At 67.3% G+C, this 25261-nt stretch carries 23 protein-coding genes; 15 read left to right on the forward strand and 8 right to left on the reverse strand.

Translation table 11 applies throughout. From position 1 onward, the window contains the following. Nucleotides 1–138: 138 nt before the first annotated feature. Complete coding sequence (locus tag ACI1V7_RS14235; protein WP_404532414.1) at nucleotides 139–783, forward strand: DUF1906 domain-containing protein; 645 nt, start codon at nucleotides 139–141, stop codon at nucleotides 781–783. 27 nt (nucleotides 784–810) lie between these two features. Then, nucleotides 811–1254 (forward strand): GNAT family N-acetyltransferase, encoded by a 444-nt coding sequence (locus ACI1V7_RS14240; RefSeq protein ID WP_404532415.1) that lies wholly within the window; start codon nucleotides 811–813, stop codon nucleotides 1252–1254. A 115-nt stretch (nucleotides 1255–1369) separates the two neighbouring features. Here ACI1V7_RS14240 and selD read toward each other — a convergent pair whose 3' ends face one another. After that, nucleotides 1370–2416: a selenide, water dikinase SelD gene (gene selD, locus ACI1V7_RS14245; protein ID WP_404532416.1), complete on the reverse strand. Its 1047-nt coding sequence runs from the start codon at nucleotides 2414–2416 to the stop codon at nucleotides 1370–1372. Beyond that, entirely contained in the window at nucleotides 2409–3425 is a 1017-nt protein-coding gene (gene senB, locus ACI1V7_RS14250; protein WP_404532417.1) for a selenoneine biosynthesis selenosugar synthase SenB, read from the reverse strand. Before senB ends, selD begins: the two co-directional genes overlap by 8 nt. A 41-nt stretch (nucleotides 3426–3466) precedes the next feature. Here senB and senA point away from each other — a divergent pair, with 41 nt between their 5' ends. Then, complete coding sequence (gene senA / locus ACI1V7_RS14255; protein WP_404532418.1) at nucleotides 3467–4681, forward strand: selenoneine synthase SenA; 1215 nt, start codon at nucleotides 3467–3469, stop codon at nucleotides 4679–4681. A 121-nt stretch (nucleotides 4682–4802) separates the two neighbouring features. Here the strand turns inward: senA and ACI1V7_RS14260 are convergent, their stop codons facing one another. Beyond that, nucleotides 4803–6299 (reverse strand): DEAD/DEAH box helicase, encoded by a 1497-nt coding sequence (locus tag ACI1V7_RS14260; protein WP_404532419.1) that lies wholly within the window; start codon nucleotides 6297–6299, stop codon nucleotides 4803–4805. A gap of 409 nt (nucleotides 6300–6708) precedes the next feature. Then, nucleotides 6709–8064 carry a transglycosylase SLT domain-containing protein gene (locus tag ACI1V7_RS14265; protein WP_404532420.1) on the reverse strand — a complete coding sequence of 452 codons (1356 nt, stop codon included), beginning with the start codon at nucleotides 8062–8064 and terminating at the stop codon, nucleotides 6709–6711. Nucleotides 8065–8502: 438 nt separating this feature from the next. On the opposite strand from ACI1V7_RS14265, the gene ACI1V7_RS14270 reads away from it, so the two are divergent. Together ACI1V7_RS14270 and ACI1V7_RS14275 are read left to right on the forward strand one after the other, a co-directional pair. Beyond that, nucleotides 8503–9072 (forward strand): DUF1415 domain-containing protein, encoded by a 570-nt coding sequence (locus ACI1V7_RS14270; protein WP_404532421.1) that lies wholly within the window; start codon nucleotides 8503–8505, stop codon nucleotides 9070–9072. Continuing rightward, the gene (locus ACI1V7_RS14275; RefSeq protein ID WP_404532422.1) at nucleotides 9053–9268 is read left to right on the forward strand and encodes a DUF1289 domain-containing protein; all 216 of its coding nucleotides are present in this window, start codon (nucleotides 9053–9055) and stop codon (nucleotides 9266–9268) included. Before ACI1V7_RS14270 ends, ACI1V7_RS14275 begins: the two co-directional genes overlap by 20 nt. A gap of 88 nt (nucleotides 9269–9356) precedes the next feature. Here the strand turns inward: ACI1V7_RS14275 and ACI1V7_RS14280 are convergent, their stop codons facing one another. Further along, nucleotides 9357–10061, reverse strand: coding sequence for a GntR family transcriptional regulator (locus ACI1V7_RS14280; RefSeq protein ID WP_404532423.1), 705 nt, complete (start codon nucleotides 10059–10061; stop codon nucleotides 9357–9359). A 207-nt stretch (nucleotides 10062–10268) separates the two neighbouring features. Here ACI1V7_RS14280 and ACI1V7_RS14285 point away from each other — a divergent pair, with 207 nt between their 5' ends. After that, on the forward strand, nucleotides 10269–11486 hold the full coding sequence (locus ACI1V7_RS14285; protein WP_404532424.1) for a pyridoxal-phosphate-dependent aminotransferase family protein: 1218 nt from the start codon (nucleotides 10269–10271) through the stop codon (nucleotides 11484–11486). A gap of 147 nt (nucleotides 11487–11633) precedes the next feature. Then, the gene (locus ACI1V7_RS14290; protein ID WP_404532425.1) at nucleotides 11634–12917 is read left to right on the forward strand and encodes an MFS transporter; all 1284 of its coding nucleotides are present in this window, start codon (nucleotides 11634–11636) and stop codon (nucleotides 12915–12917) included. A gap of 17 nt (nucleotides 12918–12934) precedes the next feature. Here ACI1V7_RS14290 and ACI1V7_RS14295 read toward each other — a convergent pair whose 3' ends face one another. Further along, entirely contained in the window at nucleotides 12935–13441 is a 507-nt protein-coding gene (locus tag ACI1V7_RS14295) for a DUF1993 domain-containing protein (RefSeq protein WP_404532426.1), read from the reverse strand. A gap of 229 nt (nucleotides 13442–13670) precedes the next feature. Here ACI1V7_RS14295 and ACI1V7_RS14300 point away from each other — a divergent pair, with 229 nt between their 5' ends. Further along, on the forward strand, nucleotides 13671–16859 hold the full coding sequence (locus tag ACI1V7_RS14300) for an EAL domain-containing protein (RefSeq protein ID WP_404532427.1): 3189 nt from the start codon (nucleotides 13671–13673) through the stop codon (nucleotides 16857–16859). 48 nt (nucleotides 16860–16907) lie between these two features. Here ACI1V7_RS14300 and ACI1V7_RS14305 read toward each other — a convergent pair whose 3' ends face one another. Then, a complete protein-coding gene (locus tag ACI1V7_RS14305) occupies nucleotides 16908–17324 on the reverse strand; it encodes a thioredoxin family protein (RefSeq protein ID WP_404532428.1) in 417 nt (138 codons plus the stop codon). A gap of 81 nt (nucleotides 17325–17405) precedes the next feature. Here ACI1V7_RS14305 and tsaB point away from each other — a divergent pair, with 81 nt between their 5' ends. From tsaB to ACI1V7_RS14325, 4 genes are read left to right on the forward strand one after another with little or no spacing between them, the layout of a single operon-like run. Next, nucleotides 17406–18140: a tRNA (adenosine(37)-N6)-threonylcarbamoyltransferase complex dimerization subunit type 1 TsaB gene (tsaB, locus tag ACI1V7_RS14310; RefSeq protein ID WP_404532429.1), complete on the forward strand. Its 735-nt coding sequence runs from the start codon at nucleotides 17406–17408 to the stop codon at nucleotides 18138–18140. Then, nucleotides 18137–18616, forward strand: coding sequence for a ribosomal protein S18-alanine N-acetyltransferase (rimI, locus tag ACI1V7_RS14315; RefSeq protein ID WP_404532430.1), 480 nt, complete (start codon nucleotides 18137–18139; stop codon nucleotides 18614–18616). The genes tsaB and rimI overlap by 4 nt, the downstream gene beginning before the upstream one ends. Then, entirely contained in the window at nucleotides 18613–19623 is a 1011-nt protein-coding gene (locus ACI1V7_RS14320; protein ID WP_404532431.1) for a uracil-DNA glycosylase, read from the forward strand. The genes rimI and ACI1V7_RS14320 overlap by 4 nt, the downstream gene beginning before the upstream one ends. Then, a complete protein-coding gene (locus ACI1V7_RS14325) occupies nucleotides 19604–20560 on the forward strand; it encodes a DUF1853 family protein (RefSeq protein WP_404532432.1) in 957 nt (318 codons plus the stop codon). The genes ACI1V7_RS14320 and ACI1V7_RS14325 overlap by 20 nt, the downstream gene beginning before the upstream one ends. A gap of 251 nt (nucleotides 20561–20811) precedes the next feature. Here ACI1V7_RS14325 and lplT read toward each other — a convergent pair whose 3' ends face one another. Next, nucleotides 20812–22071: a lysophospholipid transporter LplT gene (gene lplT / locus ACI1V7_RS14330; RefSeq protein ID WP_404532433.1), complete on the reverse strand. Its 1260-nt coding sequence runs from the start codon at nucleotides 22069–22071 to the stop codon at nucleotides 20812–20814. Between the two features lie 141 nt (nucleotides 22072–22212). Between lplT and alr the strand changes: the two genes are divergently transcribed. From alr to ACI1V7_RS14345, 3 genes are all read left to right on the forward strand, one after another. After that, complete coding sequence (gene alr, locus ACI1V7_RS14335; RefSeq protein ID WP_404532434.1) at nucleotides 22213–23328, forward strand: alanine racemase; 1116 nt, start codon at nucleotides 22213–22215, stop codon at nucleotides 23326–23328. A gap of 112 nt (nucleotides 23329–23440) precedes the next feature. Next, nucleotides 23441–24817 (forward strand): DNA repair protein RadA, encoded by a 1377-nt coding sequence (radA, locus tag ACI1V7_RS14340; RefSeq protein WP_404532435.1) that lies wholly within the window; start codon nucleotides 23441–23443, stop codon nucleotides 24815–24817. Between the two features lie 60 nt (nucleotides 24818–24877). Beyond that, entirely contained in the window at nucleotides 24878–25195 is a 318-nt protein-coding gene (locus ACI1V7_RS14345) for a PilZ domain-containing protein (RefSeq protein WP_404532436.1), read from the forward strand. The last annotated feature ends 66 nt before the right edge of the window (nucleotides 25196–25261 follow it).

A 25261-nucleotide genomic window follows, 5' to 3' on the forward strand; every position in this document is an offset into this window, starting at 1 on the left:
GCACGCGGTTCTGCGCGCGCCACATTGATTCCCGTCAGAAATTATTGTTCTCCGTCAAATACGAGTGCGGCCGCAATGGCAGAGTAGCCGCTTGCACCGCGCCAGGCGGTTACACGAACGCATCGACCGGGGAGAGCCATGGGCGTACTCAAGGGTTTGGACACGACGATGGAACTGACGCGCCACGCGCGCGCGCTGGCCCGCCAGGGCTACGATTTCGTGCTGCGCTACTACAGCCACAACGCGGCCAAGAACCTGTCGCTGGGCGAGGCGCGCGCGCTGGCCGAGGCCGGTCTGCGCATCGGCGTCGTGTGGGAAACGGCGGGCACCCGCGCCAGCTTCTTCAACCGCAGCCAGGGCCTGGCCGACGGCGCGGCCGCCTTCCTGATGGCGCGCGAGGTCATCGGCCAGCCCTACGGCTCGGCGATCTATTTCGCCGTCGACTACGACCCGACCCAGGCCGACATCGACGGCGCCATCAGCAACTACTTCACGGGCGTGCGCGCGGCCCTGTACGTGGCCGCGGAGGGCCAGCCTTCGTACCGGGTCGGGGTCTACGGTTCCGGGCTGTGCTGCGGCACTCTGGTCGAGCGCGGCATGGCGAGCCTGTCCTGGCTATCGCAGTCGACGGGCTATGCCGGCTCCCGGCAATACGCCGAGCAACGGCGCTACGACCTGATCCAGATGCTGCCGGCGCGGATCCTGGGCGAGGACGGCGTCGTGCTGCACGTCGATCCGGACGCCAGCCATCCAGAGCATGAGGCGGGCTTGTTCAGGGTGTAACATCGGCCTTTTGCGAAAGGACCGGACTTGGACGTCACCCTGCAGGACATCACGGAAGAGAATTTCGAAGACTTCATGGCCATGGAGCTGCCCGAGCACCAGCGCGACCTGTTGGCCAGCAATGCCTATTCGATCGCGCAATCGCGCTTCTACCCGGACTACATCCCGCGCGCCGTCTATTGCGACGGCGCGCCGGCCGGGTTCCTGCTGTACGACCGCCGCGCCGACGACGTCGAGGGCGACTACGCGATCTACCGCTTCATGGTCGACCATCCGCGCCAGGGCCGCGGGATCGGGCGGCGCGCGATGGAACTGCTGCTGGCGGAACTGCGCGCGCGGCCCGACATGCGCCGCATCACCATCTGCTACCACGAGCGCAATGCGCGCGCGAAGGCGTTCTATGCGGGCTTCGGGTTCGTGGAGACGGGCGTGGACGAGCGGGGGGAGATGGTGGCGGAGTTGCGGGCTTGACGCTTATTGCCCGTGCAAGAAGCACGTCGTCCCTGCGAAGGCAGGGACCCAATTTTGCATGCACTGCGATACAGCATGAGAACTTGGGTCCCTGCCTGCGCAGGGACGACGTTTTTTACGCTACCACGACGCGCGGCGCGCCCGCTTCCATGTGGCCGATGACGGCCGCATCGCCGAAGCCTTCGCGCCGGAACAGCGCCAGCACCTCGTCGACGCTGCCCGCGTCGCAGGACACGAGCAGGCCGCCAGAGGTCTGCGGGTCGGTCAGCAGCACGCGGCCCGTGTCGGAGACGGTGGCGCCCAGTTCGACGTCCTGGCCATAGGCATCCCAGTTGCGGCCCGACGCGCCCGTGAAGAAGCCGGCGTGGGCCAGCGCCTCGACGCCCGGCAGCAACGGGATCTTGTCCATCTCCAGCTTCGCCGTCAGCTTGGCGCCGCGCGCCAGTTCCAGCAGGTGGCCCAGCAGGCCGAAGCCCGTGACGTCGGTCAGCGCATGCACGCCCGGCAGTTCGGACAGGGCCTTGCCCGGCTTGTTGAGCTTGGTGGTGTTGGCGATCATCGCCGCATAGCCGTCCGCATCGAGCTGGTCCTTCTTGAGGGCGGCCGACAGCACGCCCACGCCGAGCGGCTTGCCCAGCACCAGCACATCGCCGGCCTTGGCGTCCGCATTGCGCTTGACCTTGGACGGGTGCACGAGGCCCATCACGACCAGGCCGTAGATCGGCTCGACGGAATCGATGGTGTGGCCGCCGGCGATGGGAATGCCCGCTTCGGCGCAGATCGATTCGCCGCCCTGGATGATCTTGCCGATCGTCTCGAGCGGCAGCTTGTTGACGGGCATGCCGACGAGGGCCAGCGCCATGATCGGCGTGCCGCCCATCGCGTACACGTCCGAGATGGCGTTGGTGGCGGCGATGCGGCCGAAGTCGAACGGATCGTCGACGATCGGCATGAAGAAATCGGTGGTGGCGATCAGCGCCTGTTCGTCGTTGAGCTTGTAGACGGCGGCGTCGTCGGCCGTCTCGATGCCGACCATGAGCTCCTTGGGCACGGGGAAGCCGCTCGACTTCTGCAGGATTTCGGACAGCACGCCGGGCGCGATCTTGCAGCCGCAGCCGCCGCCGTGGGAGAACGAGGTCAGTTTCAGGGGTTGGTCAGTCATGCGAGGCTTCCGTTCGTGAGGTTGCGGGCGCCGCCGTGCGGGCCCGTGGCAATAGCAGATTATCCACCAAGTCGCGCAGGCGCGCTTGCTCCCGCCCCGGCGCAAAGAGCCGCGCGCGGGCCGCGCACTGGCGCACGAGGCGCGCATGGAAGCGTGCGTCCTGCCGGCTGCGTTCGATGAGGCGCGCGAGCGCGGCCGCGTCGCCGGGGGCGAAATACCCCGCGTAGCCTTCGCCCAGCATGCCGCGGTTGCCGGGAATGTCCGAGGCCAGCACGGGCACGCCGCAGGTGACGGCTTCGATGATCACGTTGGCGCCGCCTTCCATGCGCGAGGCGATCACCATCGCGTGGCAGCGCCGCAGCAGCCTGCGCGCGGGGGCATGGGGCAGGGCGCCGAGCCAGCGGTAGACGGGCGCGCGGGCCATCGTCTCGCGCGCGGCCGCGCCCAGCGACGCGTCCAGCGCGCCGCCCACGTGCAGCAGGCGCAGGCCGGGCAGCGCCAGCAGGCGCGCCGCCGCCATGAAGGTCAGCGGGTCCTTTTCCTCGCGCAGGTGGCCGACCATCGCCACGTCCAGGGTGGCGCCGCGGCGCGCTGGCGCGGGACGCAGGCGCGGCGCCGACTGGTAGATCACGTGCGCCTTGGCGCGCGCGGCCGCATCGAGTTCGTCCAGGCCGCGGGGCTGCAGCACGACGATGGCGTCGGCCAGTTCCAGCGAGGCGCGCGCGCTGGCGTCCACGCGGATGTCGCGGTACAGGTCGGTGCCCGTCAGCACCAGCAGCGCGGGACGGTCCGGATGCGCGGCCTTGAACGCGGCCAGCGCCGCGGCCGAGCGCCGCGCATGCAGCGCGATCAGCAGGTCGGGGACGGCGTCGCCCGGCTGCCAGCCGGCGCCGATGGCGACGCGGTGGTGGCGCTGCAGGAAGCGGCGCCAGCGGCTCGCGGTCTGCCAGTTGCCGTTGTTCTCGCGCGCGGAGGCGGGGCTGGCGATGAAGATGGAAGGACGTGCCATGGGGTTGGAAAGCCTGGGTATGCCGGTAGTACAATGCGGGGATGAGTGACAAGCATGCATCGTTCCGCACCGCGGGACCGGAAGACCTTGGCGCCGCGCTGCAGGATGCGCGGCATTATACGCTGGCCCTGTTCGACTTACTCGCGGACGCCGGCTACGACGACGCGCACAACGTGCCGCGCCTGTCCATCGTGAACCCGCCCTTGTGGGAACTGGGCCACACGGCCTGGTTCGCCGAGTGGTTCGTGCTGCGCGACGCGACCGGCAGCCAGCCGGGCGAAGCCGACGGCCACTCGCTGCTGGCGCGCGGCGACGACTGGTTCGATTCGGGCAACGTGGCGCACCGCACGCGCTGGGCGCTGGACCTGCCGTCCACGGGCGCCATCAAGACCTATTGCAACGAGGTGCTGGAACGCATCCTGGCGCGCCTGGGACAGGAGCCGGACGACGACGCGGCGCTGTACCCGTACCGCCTGGCGCTGGCGCACGAGGACATGCACGGCGAAGCGCTGCTGTACACGATCCAGACGCTGGGCATCGCCGTCGACCCCGACGCATTCCGCCAGGTGAGGCCGGAGCAGCGCCAGGGGCCGGTGGCCGGCGAGATCGCCTTCGCGGGCGGCAGCTTCGTGCGCGGCGGCGACCAGTCGCGCGGCTTCGTGTTCGACAACGAGCGCGATGCGGGGGCGTGCAAGGTGGCGCCGTTCGCCATCGATGCGGGACTCGTGACCAACGGCGCCTTCGCCGCCTTCGTGCGCGACGGCGGCTACCAGCGCCCCGAGTTGTGGAGCGAGGCGGGACGTGCCTGGCTGATGGAGCAGGAGCGTTCGGCGCCGCGGTATTGGGAACGCGATGGGGAAAACGATGTCTGGCGCACGCGCGTGTTCGGCCATGCCACGCCCCTCGATCCGGCGCAGCCGGTGCGCCACGTGAACTGCCACGAAGCCGAGGCATACTGCGCCTGGGCCGGACGGCGCCTGCCGACGGAAGCGGAATGGGAATTCGCCGCCACGTCGGGCCATGAAGGCTTTGCCTGGGGGCGGCTGTGGGAATGGACGGCCTCGCCCTTCCTGCCGTTCGCGGGCTTCGCGGCCGACCGCTACCGCGAGTATTCGGCGCCGTGGTTCGGCACGCGTCGCACGCTGCGCGGCGCCTCCTTCGCGACGCCGGCGCGCCTGCGCTCGCCCCGTTTCCGCAACTTCTTCACGCCCGAGCGGGACGACATCTATTGCGGGTTCCGGACCTGCGCGCTGTAGACCAAAAACGTCGCCCCCGCGCAGGCGGGGCCCAAGTTGTGCAAGCGGTAACGCAACGCCTGCACATCGGGCCCCGCCTGCGCGGGGGCGACGGGGTAATACTGTTTAGCTCAGCGGTCGATCAACGATCGCCGAAGCTGCGGCGGGCGCCGTCGGCCGAGCGCGGGTGCGCGTTGCCGTAGCCGCCGGCGCTGCGTTCGCGGCGCTGGCCTTCGCTGGCGCCACGGAAGCCGCCTTCACGGCGCTGGCCCTGGCCTTCGGCGCTGCGGAAACCGCCTTCGCGACGCTGGCCTTCGCCATTGCCACGGTAGCCGCCTTCCTTGCCCTGGAAGCTGCGCTGGCCCGGCTTGCCGGCATTGCGGCCGTCACCCGGCTTCCAGCCCGGACGGGCGGTGGAGCGGGGCGCCGGAGCGCGTTTCGGTTCGAAGCCCACGACGACGTCGACGGGGATCGTCTGCTTGGTGAAGCGTTCGATGCGACGCACGTTCATGTTCTCGGCATGGTTGACCAGCGAGACGGCGACGCCGTTGCGGCCGGCACGGCCGGTACGGCCGATGCGGTGCACATAGTCTTCCGGGAACTTTGGCAGATCGTAGTTCACGACGTGCGTGATGGTCGGCACGTCGATGCCGCGCGCGGCGACGTCGGTCGCCACCAGCACGCGCACCTGGCCGCGGCGCATGCCGTCCAGGGTGCGGTTACGCGCGCCCTGGTGCATGTCGCCGTGCAGCGCGGCAGCCGCGAAGCCGGCGATGTTCAGGCGGTCGGCGATCATGTCGGCGTCACGCTTGGTGGCGGTGAACACGACGGCCTGGTCCATGCTTTCGTCACGCAGCAAGTGGTCGAGCAGGCGGTTCTTGTGCGACAGGTCGTCGACGAAGTGCACCTTCTGCGTGATGTTCTCGTGGCGGTTGGCCGCGCTCATGATCTGGATCGTCTGCGGATCCTTGGTGATGCGGCGCGCCATGTTGCCGACGACGCCATCCAGCGTTGCCGAGAACAGCATGGTCTGACGGGTCGACGGGGTGGCGGCGACGATCTTCTCGATGTCGTCGATGAAGCCCATGTCCAGCATGCGGTCCGCTTCGTCCAGCACGAGCACTTGCAGCTGGGAGAAGTCGATCTTGCCGGACTCCATGTGGTCGATCAGGCGGCCCGGCGTCGCCACCAGGATTTCCGGGTTCTTGGCCAGCAGCTGCATCTGTTTCGGGTAGGGCATGCCGCCCAGGATCGACACGGCGCGGATGCGGCGCATGTTGACGGTGTACTGCTCGGTCGCGCTGGTCACCTGCAGGGCCAGTTCGCGGGTCGGGGTCAGCACCAGCATCTTCGGCTGGGCCGGCTTGAAACGGACACGTTCGCCTTTGGCGCGTGCCGCCTGGGCTTCCTGGGCCGGGGTACGGCCGGCAGGCGCCGGTTCGGTATTGGCGAAGCGGTTCAGCGCCGGCAGCATGAATGCGGCGGTCTTGCCGGAACCGGTTTGCGAGGACACCAGCAGGTCGCGGCCGGCGATACCCGCCGGAATAGCCTGCTCCTGCACCGGCGTCGGCTTTTCGTAGCCTGCCTGCTCGACTGCCTTGACGATGGACGCGTGTAAGCCTAATGCTTCAAAACTCATTGTTTAACTTTGCTTTCGATAGATCTGTGGGCGCTTACGCATGGCAATGACGCACAATCGCGGAAACGCAAAATAGCAACGCGAGCCAACAAACGAAATGACTCAAAACGAAAGAAATTTCGGCACAAAAGCTTTGCGCCGGGACGGTGCCTATGGCGGCACGCAGGGCGGGGGGCTTTATGAAAGGGCGTTTTCGGAAACGCCAGGGCTTGCGAAGCTGCTGATTTTTTCTACTGCTACCCGGTTGCTTGCCGGGCTGGGTCGACTGCTGGCATCGGGCGCTTGCCGATGCGTTTTGCAGCGCACAAACAAGACTATACCTCAAATCCGGCAAATCTGCACGCACAACGCAAAAAGCGTGCCGCACGGGCACGCGAGCGTATCGTCATGACAACTGTGAGGCGCTGGATCAGCGGCGCTTGCGGCCGTTGGCGTTCACGGCCGGCTTGCGCGAGACGCGGCTCTTGATCTCCGCCACGGCATGGGCCGCGGTGGCCTTGATGCGCTGCACCCCGCTCAGCTTCTTGCCGTCGCCGCCGCGGCCCTTGGCGCGGTCCGCTTCCAGCATCACCTGGGCATTCTCGATGATGTTTTCGGCGATGTCGTTGTGGGCGGTGGCTTCCGTCTTGGGCACCAGGATGGTCGAACCGGCCATCAGGCGCATCTGCGGCGGGATGTTGTTGGCCTGGCGGATGACTTCCGGCGTGGTGCCGAATTTCGAGGCCAGCGAGGCGATGCTTTCCTTCGCCGAGGTGATCTTGTGCGTCGTCCACGAGGACAGCGCCTGGCTCCACGAGGCCAGGTTCAGGTGGAATTTCTCGGCATTTTCCTTGGGCAGCAGGATCTTCGAGTCGCCGGCGATGACGGGCTTCTTGAACTGCGGGTTGAGCGCCTTGAATTCGTCCAGCGACATCTCGGCCAGCTGGGCCGCCACGGCCATGTCGATGTCCGAGGTCTTGTCGATGGTGGTGAAATACGGGGTGTTGTCGATGGCGGGCAGGGCGACGCCGTACTGGGCCGGGTTGGCGATGATGTTCTTGACCGCCTGCAGCTTGGGCACGTAGTTGCGCGTCTCGGCCGGCATCAAGTCGGCCAGGCTCTCGAAATCGGTCGGCTTGCCCAGCGCACGGTTTTTCTGGATCGCCTTCTGGACATTGCCTTCGCCCCAGTTATAAGCGGCCAACGCGAGCTGCCAGTCGCCGAACATGGTGTACAGGCGCTGCAGGTAAGTCAGGGCGGCGTCGGTCGAGGCCAGCACGCCGCGGCGCTCGTCCTTGAACATGTTCTGCTGCAGGCTGAAAGTCTTGCCGGTGTCCGGCATGAATTGCCAGATGCCGGCCGCGTTGGCGGTCGACAGCGCCTGCGGGTTGAACGCGGACTCGATCACGGGCAACAGCGCCAGTTCGGTCGGCATGCCGCGGTTTTCCAGCTCCTTGACGACGTGGTACAGGTACAGCGAGGCGCGGCTCGACATGCGCGTCAGGTAGTCCGGACGGCTGGCGTACCACTGCACGTGCTTGGCGACGAGCGCATTGTCGACGTCGGGAATCGCATAGCCGCTGCGGATGCGCGCCCACATGTCCGGATCCTTGTAGTCGTCGGACCTGGTGGGGGCGAGGGCGTTCGGCAGCGTGGCGCGCGACAGCGTGGCGCTGCTGCTGGCCTGGGAGGGGACGGTCGATGCGGATTCGGCGGCGTGGCCCAGAATCGGGGCCAGCAGGAGGGCGATGGCCAAGGCTTGCGTGGTGCGGGTCGTTTCGTGCATGGCTTTCCAGTGTTGCGTCCAGGAACGTCAGACTGACGAGTAAAAACGGAGTGTACGGACCACTTCGCGAGTCAGTCAAGAAATAAGTCGGCGCGGTTACAAAAAACCTTGTCTATTCTTTTTGCTAACACCTTGTTTTGATGTGATATTTATCGAGGGAGTATCGCTGCAGAATCCCTTGCGTCCGGGGCGTGGCGGTGCAGAAGAGTCGATACACCCCGGGAGTAAGCAAGATTCGCCAGGCCGAGCGCATGCGTGGCGGCTTGACGTTTCGACCAGGTGGCGGCGCCGACCGCCGGACCCGGCAGGTAATACCAGATGCCGGGCACATGCCTGCCATCCTGGCGTGCCGGGCCGCAGAAGCCATGAGGGGACGCAAATGCGCGTACAATGCCCGCTTTGCATCAGGTATTTGTTTGTATTTTTGGAAAGCCCCAGATGAGCACTGCCAACCTCCATGCGGACGACGAGGCGATCGTCGCTGCCACCCGGCGCTGGCTCGAGCGCGCCGTCATCGGCCTGAATCTTTGTCCGTTCGCCAAGGCGGTGTATACGAAGGAGCAGGTGCGCTACGTCGTCTCGCCCGCGCGCACCCCGGAAGAACTGCTGGAAACGCTGATGGACGAGCTGCAGCTGCTGTCCGATACGGATCCGGCCAAGGTCGATACGACGCTGCTGATCCATCCGTTCGTGCTGCAGGATTTCCTGGATTTCAATGAATTCCTGGACGTCGCGGATGCCGCCGTCGAAGACATGCACCTCGACGGTGAACTGCAAGTAGCCAATTTCCACCCTGACTACCAGTTCGCCGATACGGACCCGAACGACATCTCGAACTACACGAACCGCGCGCCGTACCCGATCCTGCAGCTGCTGCGCGAGGACAGCATCGACCGCGCCGTGGAAGCGATTCCCGACGCCGAGGACATCTTCGAGAAGAATATCGAGACCATGGAAAAACTGGGCCACGAAGGCTGGGACAAGCTCGATGTCGGACCTGCGCGTTGATACGGCCCGGCAGGCCGCGCCCGACCGGCCGGACACGCCCTGTGTCGCCGTGTGCTCGACCACGTTCGACGAGGTCTGCCGCGGCTGCGGCCGCACCGTCGTCGAAGTGGCGCACTGGGTGTCGATGACGCCCGAGCAGAAGGAAGCCGTGTGGCAGCGGATCCTGGCGCAGGGCTACCCGCGCAGGAATACCTGATGCGATGGTGGGCACATGGTGCCCACCCTACACCTGCTTGCCCTGCCGGATGGTCGGGTAGGGTGGGCAGCACATGCCCACCATGCGTTTACGCCGGCGCCATTTCCATGATGGCGTCGCGCTTGTCCAGCAGGTGCTGGCGCAGGATGGCCGCCAGGCGCTGGCCGTCGCGCGCTTCCAGCGCCACGATCATTTCCTCGTGGTCGCGCGCGGCGCTGTCCCACTTGGCCGGCTTGTGGTTCGACTTGAAACGCAGCGCCTGCAGGCGCCGGTTCATCATCAGGTAGGTCTGGTACAGCACCGAGTTGCCGGCGGCCTCGGCAATCCGGTTGTGGATCGCCTGGTTGCGGGCGTAGTAACCGGGCAGGTCGCTCCTGGCCTTGCAAGCCAGCATCTCGTAGTGCAGCGCCTTGATGTCGGCCAATCCGGCCGCGTCGATCCGCGCGCACGCCAGTTCCCCGGCCAGTGCTTCCAGGCCGCTCATGAATTCGAACGTTTCCAGGATCTCCGTGCGCGACATCTTGCACACGGACGCGCCCCGGTTCGGCGAAATCTCGATCAGGCCCTCGAAGGCCAGCACCTTGAACGCCTCGCGCAGGGGCGTGCGCGAAATCCCCATCGTCTCGCACAGTTCGCGCTCGTTGAGCTTTGTGCCGGGCGCCAGCGTCCCTTCGACGATCAGGTTGCGCAGGTGGCCCACGACGGTGTCGTGCAGGTGCTGCCGCTCCAGCCGGGGCAGGGCTGGCGCGGCGGCATCCGTAATGCTGTCGAGTTCGACGACTGAGTCTTGCATGCAAAATCCTTTTTGACCGCTTTTTAGTCAATGCTTTCTCGCCAATTCTATCACTGCATTCCGTGTATCCATGGTGTGAATGTCACCGGCGAAATAGTCGTTGACGGCCCCAGCGCCGAAGTCTAGACTGAATTTTGAATGCAAAATACAAAACGAGGAACGCTGCTTCATATTCCGATGCTTTAAATTCACTCGATGGAGGAGTCAATGCTGAAACTGGATTTCCACCCTGCCGGCCGCCACTTCCTGCAGATCCCGGGCCCGAGCCCCGTTCCGGACCGCATCCTGCGGGCCATGAGCTACCCGACCATCGACCACCGCGGCCCCGAATTCGGCGCCCTCGGCCTGCAGGTACTGGCCGGCATCAAGAAGATCTTCAAGACCGAGCAGCCGGTCGTCATCTATCCCGCATCGGGCACCGGCGCCTGGGAAGCGGCGCTGACCAATACCCTGAGCCCCGGCGACCACGTGCTGATGTACGAGACGGGGCACTTCGCCACGCTGTGGAAGAAGATGGCCGAGGCGCTGGGCCTGAAGCCCGAGTTCCTGGGCCTGCCGGGCATCGAAGGCTGGCGCCGCGGCGTCCAGGCCGACATGATCGAGGCGCGCCTGCGCGAGGATAGCGGCCACGGCATCAAGGCCGTGTGCGTCGTGCACAACGAGACCTCGACCGGCGTGACGTCCAACATCGCCGCTGTGCGCAAGGCCATCGACGCGGCCGGCCACCCGGCCCTGCTGCTGGTCGACACGATCTCCGGCCTGGCCTCGGCCGACTACCGCCATGACGAGTGGGGCGTGGACGTTACCGTATCCGGTTCGCAGAAAGGCCTGATGCTGCCGCCGGGGATCAGCTTCAACGCCGTCTCGAAGAAGGCGCTGGAGGCGAGCAAGTCCGCCAGGCTGCCGAAGGCATTCTGGGGCTGGCACGAGATCATCGAGATGAACGCCACCGGCTACTGGCCGTACACCCCCAACACGAACCTGCTGTATGGCCTGGCCGAGGCGCTCGACATGATCCTCGGCGAAGGGCTGGACAACACCTTCGCGCGCCACCAGCGCCTGGCGGCGGCGTGCCGCAAGGCCGTGACGGCCTGGGGCCTGGAGATCACCTGCCAGGAGCAGGCCGTGTATTCGCCCGTGCTGACCGGCGTCATGATGCCGGAGGGCGTCGATGCCGATGCCGTGCGCAAGATCATCTACGACAACTTCGACATGTCGCTGGGGACGGGTCTCGGCAAGCTGAAGGGCAAGATGTTCCGCATCGGCCACCTGGGCGAAGCGAACGACCTCACGCTGATGGCCACGCTGGCCGGTTGCGAGATGGGCCTGAAGCTGGCGGGCGTGCCGCTGGCGGGCAGCGGCGTGCAGGCTGCCATGGACGTGCTCGCCGCGCAGAAGCAGAAGCCGGCACTGAAGGCGGCCTGAAGGGCGGGCACCCCCGCAGCAGGACGGAGGAACCGAACCGGCCCGGGCACAACCCGGCGCCGGCATATCGATACGCTTCGATGCCGCGCCCGCGTTTCAAAGAAAACGCGCCGCGCATGCCGGCCGGCATCCCTAGAGGAGACAGCAATGAGAGTGCACCGCTTGCGGGCGACGACCGTCGTCCTGTTGATGCTCTGCCTGATGTACTTCATCACTTACCTGGACCGCGTCAACGTCAGCACGGCGGCCGTCGGATTCGGGAAGGAATTCAATCTCTCCAAGACCGAAGTCGGCCTCGTCTTTTCCGCCTTCGCCTATCCCTACCTCGTCTTCCAGATCATCGGCGGTTGGGTCAGCGACCGCTTCGGCGCGCGCCGCACGCTGATCTGGTGCGGCCTGCTGTGGGCCGTCGCCACCATCCTCACGGGCTTTGCCGGCGGCCTCGTCTCGCTGCTGCTGGCGCGCCTGCTGCTGGGCTTCGGCGAAGGCGCCACCTTCCCGGCGGCCACCGCCGCCATGTCGCGCTGGGTCGCCAAGGAAAGCCGCGGCTTCGCCCAGGGCATCACGCACGCGTTCTCGCGCATCGGCAACGCGGTGGCGCCGGCGGCCGTCGTCTGGATCATGGCGGCGCACGGCTGGCGCGAGTCCTTCTATATTTGCGGCGCGATCAGCCTGGCCTGGGTCGTCGGCTGGGCCTTCGTGTTCACGGAAGATCCGGCCAGGCACCCGCGCATCACGGCGCAGGAACTGGAGACGCTAGCGCACGTCAAGAAGAAGAACCTCAAGGTTGCGTGGGGGCCGCTGTTCATGCGCATGCTGCCCGTCACCATCGTGTATTTCTGCTACGGCTGGACGCTGTGGCTGTTCCTGAGCTGGATTCCGCAGTACTTCCTGCACAGCTACGACATGGACATCAAGAAGTCCGCGCTGTTCGCTTCCAGCGTGTTCTTCGCCGGCGTCGTGGGCGACACGCTGGGCGGCATCGTGAGCGACCGCATCCTCAGGAAGACGGGCAACCTCAAGAAGTCGCGCAGCTATATGGTGTCGATCTGCATGCTGCTGACGCTGCTGTCGCTGATCCCGCTGATGATGACGCACAACCTCGTCGTGTCGATCCTGAGCCTGTCGGCCGGCTTCTTCTTCGCCGAGATGACGATCGGCCCCATGTGGGCGCTGCCGATGGACATCGCGCCGGACTGCGCCGGCACGGCCAGCGGCATGATGAACACGGGGTCGGCGCTGGCGGCGATCCTCTCGCCCGTGGTGTCGGGCTACCTGATCGACCGGACCGGCAGCTGGGAGCTGCCCTTCGTCGGCAGCATGATCCTGATGGGCATCGGCGTGGTGCTGGCGTTCCGCATGCAGCCGGACAGCAAGTTCCAGCACATCCCGGCCATGCCGGAAGACGCGGCGGTGAACCACCACGCCTGATGCCATCGGCGCGATGTTCAATACGTTCCGATGAAGTCGCGCTTGCCGATTTCCAGACCGTTGTGGCGCAGCAGGTCGTAGGCGGTGGTGGCGTGGAAGTAGAAGTTCGGCAGCGCATAGTGCACCAGGTAGGCAGCGCCCTTGAAGCGGCGCTGGTTCTCGCCCGTGCCGATCACGATGTCGCGCTCGCCGCCCGCGTCGATCGCCTCGCGCGGGACGGTGTCGAGGAAGGCGAGGGTCTTCTCGAGGCGCGCCTGCAGGCCGGCGAAGTCCGTTTCCACGTCCTCGTAGCGCGGCACCTCGACGCCGCCCAGGCGGGCTGCCGCGCCCTTGGCGAAATCGGTGGCCAGCTGCACCTGGCGCAGCAGCGGCAGCATGTCGGGGAACAGGCGCGCCTGCAGCAGCGCGTCCGGATCGATCTTCTTCAGGTCCGCATGGGCCTCGGCCTTGGCCAGGATGGCGGCCAGGCTGCCCAGGATCTGGCGGAACACGGGCACCGAGGTACCGTACAAGGACATCGTCATCGTTCAACTCCTGTGTAGAAAAGGTGGCAATGATAGCAAGGCCTGGCGCAGCCTGCCGGCAGGCGGGCCGCCCGCGGGCGTGGCTGGACGGACACGTTCCGCGGCGAATACCGCGCCGGTCACGGGAACTTGGTGACTATTGGCAATAATCACGTGCATAATCCGATTTCGAACAATTAAATTTGATTTGTGGCAACATTTCGTTCGCCGGAAGCACACTTTACTGCCTATGCCCATCAAGGATGCCATTTCCCGGATTGCCCTGCGGGCCTTGCCGTCGCGCCTCATACGCTTGTACGGCCGCTCGCTGGTCGGCGCCTTGCTGCTGATGCTGTTCGCCGGCCTGGCCATGCCGGCGCTGGTGGGCGGCTACCTGCTGATCGGCGTGCAGGAACAGCGCGAAGCGGAGCGCACGCTGGACGACACGCTGCAGCGCGACGCAGAAATCCTTGCGCTGGGCATGCAGGAACCGCTGTGGAACATGAATCCGGACGCCGCCCGTCCGCTGGTCGATTCGCTGATGCGCGATCCGGCCGTGCTGCGCGTGGCCGTCCAGGCCCAGGACGGCGCCGTCGTGATCGACCAGCGCACGCCCGTGGCCCCGGCCGGCCGCGTGCTGCGCGCCGGGCGCGACGTGGTGGCGCGCGGCCAGCGCATCGGCCACGTGCTGGTGGAACTGGACGACAGCCGCAGCCGGGAGGCGCTGCGCACCAAGCAGTGGCGCTACGCGATGGTGCTGGCCGGGCAGCTGGCCGTGTCGCTGCTGCTGATCGTCCTGCTGTTCAAGCACCGGCTGGTGGCCCCGCTGCGCAGCCTGATGAGTTTTTCGGACCGTCTCTCGCGCGGCAAGTTCGACGCGCCGCTGGTGCTCACCGCCCAGGACGAGCTGGGGCGCCTGGGCCGCCAGCTGGAGCGCATGCGCATCGCCATCGGCGAACTGTTCCAGGACATCGGCCGGCGCGAGGAGCGCTTCCGCTCGATCGTGACCCAGGTGCCGGGCGCCGTGTTCCGCGCCCGCGCGGGCGGCGCCATCGACTTCGTCAGCGACGCCATCGAAACCATTGCCGGCTACCCGGCGCGGCGCTTCATCGGCGAGAGCACGGAACGGTGGGTCGACCTGATCTGCCCGGAGGACCGGCGCACCTACTGGCGCCTGGTGGGCGAAGCCGTGCAGGCGCAATGCGCGTATGCGATCGAATACCGCATCCTCGATGCCCACGGCATCGAGCGCTGGGTGCTGGAGAGCGGCCGGCCGGCGCTGGGCGAGGAGGGTTCCTGGATCGACGGGATCATCTCCGACATCAGCGAGCGCAAATACAACGAGATGCGCATCGAGGGCCTGCTGGCCGAGCAGGGCGCGGTGCTGGACAACGTCATGTTCGGCATCCTGCACGTGCGCGAGCGCCACGTGGTCTCGACCAACCGCCGCTTCGACGAATTGTTCGGCTACCGCGAGGGCGACCTGGTCGGCGATTCGCTGGCCGTGCTGTTCCCCACCGTGGAAGACTACGAGCGCGGCGCGGCGGCCAGCATGCCCGTGCTGACGGCCGGCCGCGACTTCACGGGCGAACTGCAGTTCCGGCGCGGCGACGGCAGCCTGTTCTGGTGCATGGTCAGCGGACGCATGCTCGACCCCGACCAGCCGGACGCGGGCAGCATCTGGGTGTTCGCCGACGTCAGCGAGCGCCGCGCGGCGGAAGAGAAGCTGCGCCTGTGGGCCACGGTGCTGGAGCACATCGCCGACGGCGCGATGGTGCTCGACCCGCAGGGACGCATCGTCGCCATCAACCCGGCCTATACCCGCATCACCGGCTACACGGAAGCGGACAAGGTGGGCGGCTGGTCGCGCCTGGCCCGCAACGGCGAGGGCCGCGACAAGGGCGACGCCGACGGCACCTACGAGGCGATCTGGCGCGACCTCGAGGAGAGCGGCTTCTGGCGCGGCGAGCTGCGCAGCCTGCGCAAGGACGGCGAGGCCTACGTCGAGTCGCTGACCGTATCGGCCGTGCGCGACGAGCGCGATGCCGTCACCCATTACGTGTGCGTGTTCAGCGACATCACCCGCGTGCGCCAGTCGCAGGCCCAGCTCGACCACCTGGCCCACCACGACCCGCTCACGGGCCTGCCGAACCGCCTGCTGTTCCACGACCGCCTGCAGCATGCGATGGCGCGCGCCGCGCGCGCGGACCGGCAGCTGGCCGTCATGTTCATCGACCTGGACCGCTTCAAGAACGTCAACGACACCCTCGGCCACCACGTCGGCGACGAGCTGCTCAAGCAGGTGGCGGGCATGCTGGCCGGCTGCCTGCGCGAGGGCGACACGCTGGCGCGCCTAGGCGGCGACGAATTCATCGTGCTGCTCGAGGACGTCGACGGTGCCGACGGCGCCGGCCTCGTCGCGCAAAAGCTGATGCGCCTGTTCGAGAGCCCGATCCTGGTCTCGGACTACGAGCTGTTCGTGACGGGCAGCGTCGGCATCAGCCTGTTCCCGCAGGATGCGACCGACCTGAACATGCTGATCCGGAATGCCGACCTGGCGATGTACCAGGCCAAGGCGCGCGGACGCAACGGCTACCAGCTGTACCTGCCGTCGATGGAAGGCGAGGGCGTCGAGCGCCTGCGCCTGGAAGCGTTGCTGCGCCGCGCGATCGAGAAGGACGAGATCGGCCTGGCCTACCAGCCGCAGGTGGAGATCGACAGCGGCCGCCTGATCGGCGTCGAGGCGCTGGTGCGCTGGACCAGCCCGGAGCTGGGCCAGGTGCCGCCGTCGCGCTTCGTGGCGCTGGCCGAGGACATCGGCTTCATCGGCCAGCTCGGCGACTGGGTGCTGGAACAGGCATGCCGCCAGATGGTGCGCTGGGAACGGGCCGGCCTGTCGGTGCCGAAGATGGCCGTCAACCTGTCGGGCCGCCAGTTCGACCGCGGCAGCGTGGCGCCGCAGGTGGCGCGCGTGCTGGCCGACACGGGCCTGTCTCCAGCGCGGCTGCAGCTGGAGGTGACGGAGTCGGTCATCATGAACACGGGCGACGCGCTCCAGTACATCAACGACCTGCACGCGATCGGCGTGTGCCTGGCCATCGACGACTTCGGCACCGGCTACTCCTCGCTCGCCTACCTGAAGCAGCTGCCCGTGCAGACGCTGAAGATCGACCGCAGCTTCATCCGCGACATCACGGGCGGCGCCAACAGCGACGCCAACGACGAGGCGATCGCCATCGCCGTCATCCAGCTGGGCAAGAGCATGAACCTGTCGGTGATCGCGGAAGGCGTGGAGACGAGCGAGCAGGCCGCCTTCCTGCTGCGCCACGGCTGCAACCTGGCGCAGGGTTACTTGTACGGCAAGCCGGTGGCGGCGGACAAGGTGCTGGAGGACTGGGGGCGGGCGCCGGCGGACGAGCGGGGTTACGGCACGGCTTGAGGTCGCGGGCCGCACGCGGTGGGCATCACATGCCCACCGAACGCGTGCCTACTCGCCGGCGTTGGCGAACAGGATGCGCAGGTTGGACGCCTGCCGCTCCGGCTGGGCAGCGGCGTGGCGCGCCAGCTCCTCGGCGGGCAGCGCCGCCTGGGCCTGGATCAGCCGGTCGGCCACGTTCGGATCGGGCACCATGGTGCCGAGGAAGGCGACGTCGTCGCCGCGCTGCAGCAGCAGGGTGGGGAAGTTCTCGACGTCGAGGTCGCCCACGGTGGCGGCCTGGTCCTCGATGTCGATCCAGACGAAGGTCTTGTCCGGATGGCGCGCGGCCAGGGCATCGAATCCGGCGCGGTAGGACGAGCAGGTGCCGCACCAGGCGGCGCACAGGCAGGCGACGATCCAGCGGTCGCCGGCCAGGGCGGCGGCGACCTGGTCGCGGGTATCGGGCTCGAGGGTAATGCTGGACATGGCCGGATTTTACAACGGTCCGGCCGATCCGGCATCCTCCCCGGCCTTTTTGCCGGCGCCGCCGGCGGGTTAAAATACGCCATGCCTATCATTCTTGCCATCGAAACCTCGTCGGAGCTGGCCTCCTGCGCGTTGTTGCGCGCCTCTGGAACCGATATCGACGTTACTGCGCATGTCACCGCGCGCGAATCCTCCGGCGTGCGCACCCATTCGCAATCCGTCCTGCCGATGGTGCAGGAATTGCTGTGCGAGGCCGGCATCGCGCTTGCCGACTGCGACGCCATCGCCTTCGGCGCCGGTCCCGGTTCGTTCACGGGCGTGCGCACGGCCTGCGGCGTGGCCCAGGGCCTGGCCTTCGGCGCGCGCCTGCCCGTGCTGCCGCTGGTGACGCTGGAAGCGATGGCCGAGGCCTGCCGCGCACGCACGGGCGCCACCGAGGTGCTGGCCGTGCTCGATGCGCGCATGAACGAGGTGTACTGGGCCCAGTACCGCTGGACCGGCGCCTGGGAAACCGTGTGCGCGCCCGCGCTGGGCGCGCCGGAGGCCGTGGTGCCCGAGGCCGTCGACGGCCTGGCCGCCTGCGGCAACGGTTTCTCCGCCTATCCGGAGGCCTTCGCGGGCCGCGCTTTCGCCGCTGCCGCCCACGCCGACATCCTCCCGCACGCGCGCGAGCTGGCCGTGCTGGGCGCCGCCGCGCTGGCCGCGGGCCGCGCCGTGCCGGCCGACGAGGCCCAGCCCCTGTACCTGCGCAACAAGGTCGCCTACACCAGCGCCGAGCGCCAGGCGATCAACGCGGCCAAGGCCGGCGAGCCATGAGCGCGGTCGCCGCCGGCCTGGCGCTGCGGCCGATGGTCGTGGACGACATCGATGCCGTGCACGCGCTCGAACGCAGCGTGTTCCCGCATCCGTGGAGCCGCGCCAACTTCGTCGATTCGCTCTCCAGCGGCTACGATTGCTGGGTGCTGCGCGAGGCCGCGCAGGACAATGTCGAAGGCGCGCTGGCCGGTTATTTCCTGTTGATGTACGCGCTCGACGAAGCGCACCTGCTGGACGTGGCCGTGGCCGGAGACCGCCACGGCACGGGCCTGGGCCGCTACCTGCTGGACCGCATCTCGGCCCGTGCCCGCGGCCAGGGCATGGAATCGATCCTGCTCGAGGTGCGCCCGTCGAACGAGCGCGCGCTGCACGTCTACCGGCGCTATGGCTACCAGGAGATCGGGCGCCGCAAGGGCTATTACCCGGCGCACGAAGGCCGGCGCGAGGATGCGATCGTGATGAGGATTGCGCTATGAATGGATTTTCCGACCGCGATGTCGTCTTCCTGAACGAGATGGGCCTGGGGCCGCTGTGGACCTTGCGCACGTCGGCGGGGCAGGCCGCGGCGCCTGCCGTGGCCGAGGACGATGGCGATGTGGCTGTGGCCGAGGCCGAGATCGAAGCGGCCGAGGTTGCCGAAGCCGAGGCGCGCGTTGCGGCTCCCGAGGCCGCGCCGGAGCCGGATTCGGCACCGGCACCGGCGCCGCCGCCGGGACCGCGTCCGCTGCAGCGCGTGGCGCAGTCGGCTTCCGCGCTGGAACCCGTGCCGGAAGCGCCCGCCGACGTCGATTCGGCCTGGGACGACGCCGCGTTGCCGGCCGACGCCAGTCCCGAGGAAATCGCCCGCATGGACTGGGACCAGCTGGCCGTCGCCATCGCTTCCTGCCGCCGCTGCAGCGCCTGCCGCGACGGCCGCGCCCCGGTGCCGGGGACTGGGGCGAAGCGGGCACGCTGGCTGGTCGCCGCCGGCGCGTCGACGGCCGCCGACGACCGCGAGCGCCTGCCGCTGGCGGGCGACCCGGGCAAGCTGCTCGACAATATGCTGGCCGCGGTGGGCATGGGGCGCGATCGCGACGTCTACATCACCAACCTGATCAAGTGCCGTCCGGCCTCGCCGAACGGCGGCGAGCGCGCGCCGACTGCGGCGGAAGCGGCGGCCTGCCGTCCCTACCTGGAGCGCGAGGCGCAGTTGACGGGTGCGCACACGGTGCTGACCCTCGGCCAGATCGCGGCGAACACGCTGCTGGGCCGGCCGCTGCAGGAACCGCTCGCCAGCGCGCGCGGCAGCGTGCATGCGCTCGCCATCGGAGGGGGCGCGGGCGACGGCCAGGGCCAGGTGGAGGGCCAGGGCCAGGTGAGCCTGGTCGCCACGCTGCACCCGGGCGAGCTGCTGCGCCGCGGCGGCGACAAGGCCCAGGCCTGGGCCGACCTGTGCCGGGCGCGGGCCGCGCAAAAGGGAAGCGGTGCGGGCCCGGCCCGATAACTACCAGGCCGTCTTCGCGCGCCGCTGGGGCCACCTGCGGCGCGCCCGGGTGCGCGCGCTGGCCTGGCTGCTGGACGCGCCCGACCTGCTCGACATCCACGATCCGCACTGGGAGGGGCGCATCGCCACGCTGGGGCCCGTGTCGCCCAACACGGCGCGCTGGCTGGCCGCCGTCGATGCCGACCCGTCGCGCCTGGACGCCGTCCTCGGCACCAAGATGATCACGCGGCTCGGGCTGTACGCGGAAAAGCTGATGGCCTTTTATTTCGCCGAGCAGGGCCGCCTGCTCGCGCACGGCCTGCAGGTGCGCGCCGCCCGCGACGACACGGTGGGCGAGTTCGACTTCCTGCTCGACGACGGCCGCGAGGGCGCCGTGCACATCGAGTTCGCCACCAAGTTCTACCTGCTGCAGGACGGCGTGCACGGGGACCTGGCCGCCAGCTTCGACACCTTCGTCGGCCCCAACCTGGCCGACAGCCTGGGGCGCAAGATGCGCAAGGTGTTCGATCGCCAGCTGCAGCTGGGCAGCCATCCGGCCGCGCGGGAACTGCTGCCGCGGCCCGTCAGCCTGGCCCAGGCGCTCGTCAAGGGCTGGCTGTTCTATCCGCTGGGACAGTATATCGAGACGCGCGGCATCGGGGCCGGGCACTGCCGCGGTTTCTGGTGCGCGCTGGACGAACTGGAGCGCCTCGACGCCGAGCGCTTCCTCGTGCTGCCGCGCTTGCAATGGCTGCCGCCGTTCTGCGCCGCGTCGGCCACCTGGATGCTGGACAAGGCGCAGTTGCGCGCCGCGCTGGAAGACCATTTCGCGGCGACCGATGCGCCGGTGCTGGTGGCGCTGGTCGACGAGCAGCCGGGCCGCATCGTCGAATTCGAACGCGGCTTCATCGTCCCCGACGACTGGCGCGAACGCGCCGGCGCACGCCTCTACCCTTGAATTCGCCCCCGAAATTCGGGGTCAGAGCACATTTCGCGGAAAATTCGGGGTCAGAGCACATTTTGAAGAAATGGTTCTGATGGCAAGTCCGGCATCGGCCGTGCGCGCTGTAGCCCGAGACGCGAAGCGGCCAGCGTCACATCATGAGCCGGGATCCATTGCACGAAAAAGTGCTCTGACCCCGAATTGGCGCTGAAGAAATTGCCAAAAACCGGGCTCTGACCCCGGCTCTGACCCCGGTTTGAAGCAGGTTAGTGTTTGTGCTCGCCGATCAGCGCGAGGGAATCGTGCTCGCGCTGGTTGGCCGCGTGGCGGCGGCCGATCAGGTACATGATGCCGGCCAGCGACATGCCGAACAGGACGATGATGATGTTCAGGTCCAGGTTCAGCGTGATCATGATGGCGTACACGGCCAGCATGGTCAGGATCGACAGGTTTTCGTTGAAGTTCTGGACGGCGATCGAGTGGCCGGCGCTCATCAGGACGTGGCCGCGGTGCTGCAGCAGGGCGTTCATCGGCACGACGAAGAAGCCGGACAGCAAGCCGATGATCATCAGGAGCGGCACCGCCACCATCACGGAGTGCACGAGGGTCATGCTGGTCACGACCAGGCCCATGACGATGCCCAGCGGGATCACGGTCAGCGACTTGCGCAGCGGGATGATCTTGGCGGCGGCCGCGGCGCCGGCGGCGACGCCCAGCGCGAAGATGCCGATCAGGCTCGTCGATTTGTCCAGCGGCAGCTGCAGCGAGCGCTCGGCCCACTTGATGACGATGAGCTGCAGCGTGGCGCCGGCGCCCCAGAACAGCGTGGTGACGGCCAGCGAGATCTGGCCCAGCTTGTCCTTCCACAGCGTGGCCGAGCAGGTGGCGAAGTCAGCGATCAGCTTGGACGGGTTGCGTTCCTGGTGGTCGTAGCGGGCTCCGGTGTCCGGGATGCCCAGGTTGAACAGGGCGGCCAGCACGTACACGCCGATCAGCACGGCCAGCGAAGCCTGGCTCGGCGTGGAAATGACGCTGTGCAGCGCGGACACGTGGTCCAGCAGCCAGGCGCCGCCCAGCGGGCTGACGAGGGCGCCGCCGAACGCGGTGCCGAGGATGATCGACAGCACGGTCAGGCCTTCGATCCAGCCGTTGGCGACGACGAGTTTTTCCGGCGGCAGCAGCTCGGTCAGGATGCCGTACTTGGCCGGCGAATACACGGCCGCGCCGAAGCCGACGACGGCATAGGCCATCAGCGGATGGATGCCGGCGAACACGAGGCCGCAGCCGAAGATCTTGATGAGGTTGGCGATGAACATCACGCGGCCCTTCAGCATCGAATCGGCGAATGCACCGACGAAGGGGGCCAGCAGGACGTAGAACAGGACGAACGACAGTTTCAGCAGCGGAATCAGCGATGGCGGCGCATGCATTGCCGCCAGCAGATCGATCGCGACGAACAATAGCGCGCTGTCTGCGAGCGACGAGAAGAACTGCGCCGCCATGATGGTATAAAAACCACGATTCATTCGAGACGTTCTACAAAACTAAGTGTGGGTTGCTTTATACCATGAAAGAACGCTGCACCCAAGGAATCGACAATACCGCGTTTCACTGCCGGAGGTAAAATAGTCCTTTCGTTTACGGCCCAGCGCCACCATCTGTTCCCCATGCCACGTCCCCTGCAAGCCACCATCCATCTTGACTCCATGCAACACAACCTGAACCAGGCGCGCGCGTGCGCGCCGATGTCCAGGTTGTGGGCCGTGGTCAAGGCCAATGCCTACGGCCACGGACTCGAACGCGGCATGCGCGGCTTCGCCCAGGCCGACGGCCTGGCCCTGATCGAGACCGAAGGCGCGCTGCGCTTGCGCGAGCTCGGCTGGATCAAGCCGATTCTTTTATTAGAGGGAATCTTCGACGCATCGGACATCCCCTTGCTGGCCGAGCACAATATCAATAGCACCGTGCACTGCATCGAGCAGATCAAGATGCTGGAATACACCCAGCTGTACCGCCCCATCGACGTGCACCTCAAGATGAACACGGGCATGAACCGCCTCGGCTTCGATCCGGAAGACTACCGCGCCGCTTACAAGCGTCTGCGCGCGATTCCGGGGATCCGCAGCATCACGCACATGACCCACTTCGCCAACTCGGACGAACTGGAGCATCCGCGCCTGGGCATCGCCGAGCAGGTGCGCCGCTTCCAGATGGGGGCGGACGGCCTGGAAGGCGAGCGCAGCCTGTCCAATTCCGGCGGCGTGCTGCACCAGGCCGGGCTGCTGGGCGGCCTGAACGCCGAGCTGCAGAGCGACTGGGTGCGTCCCGGCATCATGCTGTACGGCGGAACGCCGGGCGGACGCACGGCCAAGGATTACGGCCTGCTGCCGACCATGACGCTGAAGTCCGAGATCATCGGCGTCCAGCACATCCAGGCCGGCGACAGCGTCGGCTATGGCAGCCGTTTCCAGGCCGACAGGCCGATGACGGTGGGCGTGGTCGCCTGCGGCTATGCCGACGGCTATCCGCGCCATGCCGAGCACGGCACGCCCGTGCTGGTCAACGGCGTGCGCACGACGCTCGTGGGCAGGGTGTCGATGGACATGATGACGGTCGACCTGACCCCCGTGCCGAATGCCGGCGTCGGCTGCAAAGTGACGCTGTGGGGCGATGGCCTGCCGATCGACGAGGTCGCCCATTCGGCCGGCACGATCGGCTATGAATTGATGTGTGCGCTGGCCCCGCGCGTGCGTGTCACGGAAAACCGCCTCGGTTGCGACTGAGCGCGCGTCTGGTGGGCACGTGGTGCCCACCCTACGCAAGCATCAGACCCTGGCGGTCAAGCGTATGTCGTAGTGTGGGCACCACGTGCCCACTATTATCTCAATAGGAACCATGGCAAAACCACGTACCAGTTTCGTATGCAGCGACTGCGGCAGCGTCGCCAGCCGCTGGACCGGCCAATGCACCGATTGCAAGGCCTGGAACACGATGACCGAGCAGGTCGAGTCCCAGGGCCTGAACCGCATGTCGCAGGCCACCCACCACAAGGCGCTGGCGCAGACGGCGCCCGTGCTGTCGCTGTCCGACATCGAGGCGATCGACGTCCCCCGCTTCGGCACGGGCATCGAGGAATTCGACCGCGTGCTGGGCGGCGGCCTCGTCGCGGGCGGCGTCGTGCTGATCGGCGGCGATCCCGGCATCGGCAAGTCGACGCTGCTGCTGCAGGCGCTGGCCAACCTGGCCGCCACCCGCAACACGCTGTACGTGTCCGGCGAGGAATCCGGCGCCCAGATCGCGCTGCGCGCCAAGCGCCTGCAGGTCGAGGCGAAGGACCTCAAATTGCAGGCCGAGATCCAGCTGGAAAAAATCCTCGGCACGCTGGCCGACGTCAAGCCGGAAGTGGCCGTCATCGACTCGATCCAGACGCTGTATTCGGATGCCCTGACGTCCGCGCCGGGTTCCGTGTCCCAGGTGCGCGAATGCGCGGCCCAGCTCACGCGGGTGGCCAAGCAGACAGGCGTGACGATCATCCTGGTCGGCCACGTGACGAAGGAGGGCGCGCTGGCGGGGCCGCGCGTGCTGGAACACATCGTCGACACGGTGCTGTACTTCGAGGGCGACACGCAGTCCAGCTTCCGCCTGGTGCGCGCCATCAAGAACCGCTTCGGCGCCGTCAACGAGCTGGGCGTGTTCGCGATGACGGAAAAAGGCTTGAAAGGGGTGTCGAACCCGTCGGCCCTGTTCCTGTCCCAGCACGACAACCAGGTGCCCGGTTCCTGCGTGATGGTGACGCAGGAGGGCACGCGTCCGCTGCTGGTCGAGGTGCAGGCGCTGGTCGATGCCAGCCACCTGCCGAACGCGCGCCGCCTGTCCGTTGGGCTTGAGCAGAATCGCCTTGCCATGCTGCTGGCCGTGCTGCACCGCCACGCGGGCATCGCCGCCTTCGACCAGGACGTGTTCATCAACGCGGTGGGCGGCGTCAAGATCGCGGAACCGGCGGCCGACCTGGCCGTGCTGCTTGCCATTAATTCATCGATGCGCAACAAGCCGCTGCCCCGTGGCCTGGTCGTGTTCGGCGAGGTCGGCCTGGCCGGCGAGATCCGGCCGGCGCCGCGCGGCCAGGAGCGCTTGCGCGAAGCCGCCAAGCTGGGCTTCTCGATTGCGATGGTGCCGAAGGCGAATGCGCCAAAACAAAAGATTGAAGGAATGACGATCGTCGCCGTCGAACGCATCGACGAAGCCTTCAGCAAGTTGCGCGAGCTCGACTGACGAATTGGCTTGTTGGGCCTATACTTTGTCCTCGTTTAAAAATTGCTCCAAGGTATTAAAGTGACAGAACAAAGGCAATCCGCCCGCAAGATCTTCAAGGTCAAGGCCATCGTCGCGATGGAGGGCCGGCCCCCCGTGCTCGGCCATACCACCGACATCGGCGCCAATGGCGTCAGCATCACCGTTCCGAATCCGCTGCAGGCGGGGCAGGCGGGCCTCGTCAGCTTCGATTTGCTGGTCGACGGCAAGTCGGTGCCCCTGCAAGCGCGCAGCAAGGTCATGTATTCCATCCTCAGCCACGGGGAATTCAAGGTCGGGTTCCAGTTCCTGCACCTGGACCTGGCTGCGATGAGCCAGCTCACGCGCTTCCTGCGCTGAACCGTCACCGCCCGGCGGCCACGAAAAAGCGGCGTCGTCCTTCGCGGGGCGGCGCCGCTTTCCATA

It is taken from the genome of Massilia paldalensis (assembly GCF_044901715.1).
GTDB lineage: Bacteria > Pseudomonadota > Gammaproteobacteria > Burkholderiales > Burkholderiaceae_D > Telluria > Telluria paldalensis.

Excerpts from the sequence above, each read along its gene's own strand:
- ACI1V7_RS14235 (WP_404532414.1), top strand. The coding sequence starts at position 139 with ATGGGCGTACTCAAGGGTTTGGACACGACGATGGAACTGACGCGCCAC.
- ACI1V7_RS14275 (WP_404532422.1), top strand. The coding sequence starts at position 9,053 with ATGTCGGACCTGCGCGTTGATACGGCCCGGCAGGCCGCGCCCGACCGG.
- rimI (WP_404532430.1), top strand. The coding sequence starts at position 18,137 with ATGAGCGCGGTCGCCGCCGGCCTGGCGCTGCGGCCGATGGTCGTGGAC.
- alr (WP_404532434.1), top strand. The coding sequence starts at position 22,213 with ATGCCACGTCCCCTGCAAGCCACCATCCATCTTGACTCCATGCAACAC.
- ACI1V7_RS14295 (WP_404532426.1), bottom strand. The coding sequence starts at position 13,441 with ATGACGATGTCCTTGTACGGTACCTCGGTGCCCGTGTTCCGCCAGATC.
- selD (WP_404532416.1), bottom strand. The coding sequence starts at position 2,416 with ATGACTGACCAACCCCTGAAACTGACCTCGTTCTCCCACGGCGGCGGC.
- ACI1V7_RS14265 (WP_404532420.1), bottom strand. The coding sequence starts at position 8,064 with ATGCACGAAACGACCCGCACCACGCAAGCCTTGGCCATCGCCCTCCTG.
- ACI1V7_RS14305 (WP_404532428.1), bottom strand. The coding sequence starts at position 17,324 with ATGTCCAGCATTACCCTCGAGCCCGATACCCGCGACCAGGTCGCCGCC.
- ACI1V7_RS14260 (WP_404532419.1), bottom strand. The coding sequence starts at position 6,299 with ATGAGTTTTGAAGCATTAGGCTTACACGCGTCCATCGTCAAGGCAGTC.
- senA (WP_404532418.1), top strand. The coding sequence starts at position 3,467 with ATGAGTGACAAGCATGCATCGTTCCGCACCGCGGGACCGGAAGACCTT.
- ACI1V7_RS14300 (WP_404532427.1), top strand. The coding sequence starts at position 13,671 with ATGCCCATCAAGGATGCCATTTCCCGGATTGCCCTGCGGGCCTTGCCG.
- lplT (WP_404532433.1), bottom strand. The coding sequence starts at position 22,071 with ATGAATCGTGGTTTTTATACCATCATGGCGGCGCAGTTCTTCTCGTCG.
- radA (WP_404532435.1), top strand. The coding sequence starts at position 23,441 with ATGGCAAAACCACGTACCAGTTTCGTATGCAGCGACTGCGGCAGCGTC.
- senB (WP_404532417.1), bottom strand. The coding sequence starts at position 3,425 with ATGGCACGTCCTTCCATCTTCATCGCCAGCCCCGCCTCCGCGCGCGAG.
- ACI1V7_RS14320 (WP_404532431.1), top strand. The coding sequence starts at position 18,613 with ATGAATGGATTTTCCGACCGCGATGTCGTCTTCCTGAACGAGATGGGC.
- ACI1V7_RS14280 (WP_404532423.1), bottom strand. The coding sequence starts at position 10,061 with ATGCAAGACTCAGTCGTCGAACTCGACAGCATTACGGATGCCGCCGCG.
- ACI1V7_RS14285 (WP_404532424.1), top strand. The coding sequence starts at position 10,269 with ATGCTGAAACTGGATTTCCACCCTGCCGGCCGCCACTTCCTGCAGATC.
- tsaB (WP_404532429.1), top strand. The coding sequence starts at position 17,406 with ATGCCTATCATTCTTGCCATCGAAACCTCGTCGGAGCTGGCCTCCTGC.
- ACI1V7_RS14290 (WP_404532425.1), top strand. The coding sequence starts at position 11,634 with ATGAGAGTGCACCGCTTGCGGGCGACGACCGTCGTCCTGTTGATGCTC.
- ACI1V7_RS14270 (WP_404532421.1), top strand. The coding sequence starts at position 8,503 with ATGAGCACTGCCAACCTCCATGCGGACGACGAGGCGATCGTCGCTGCC.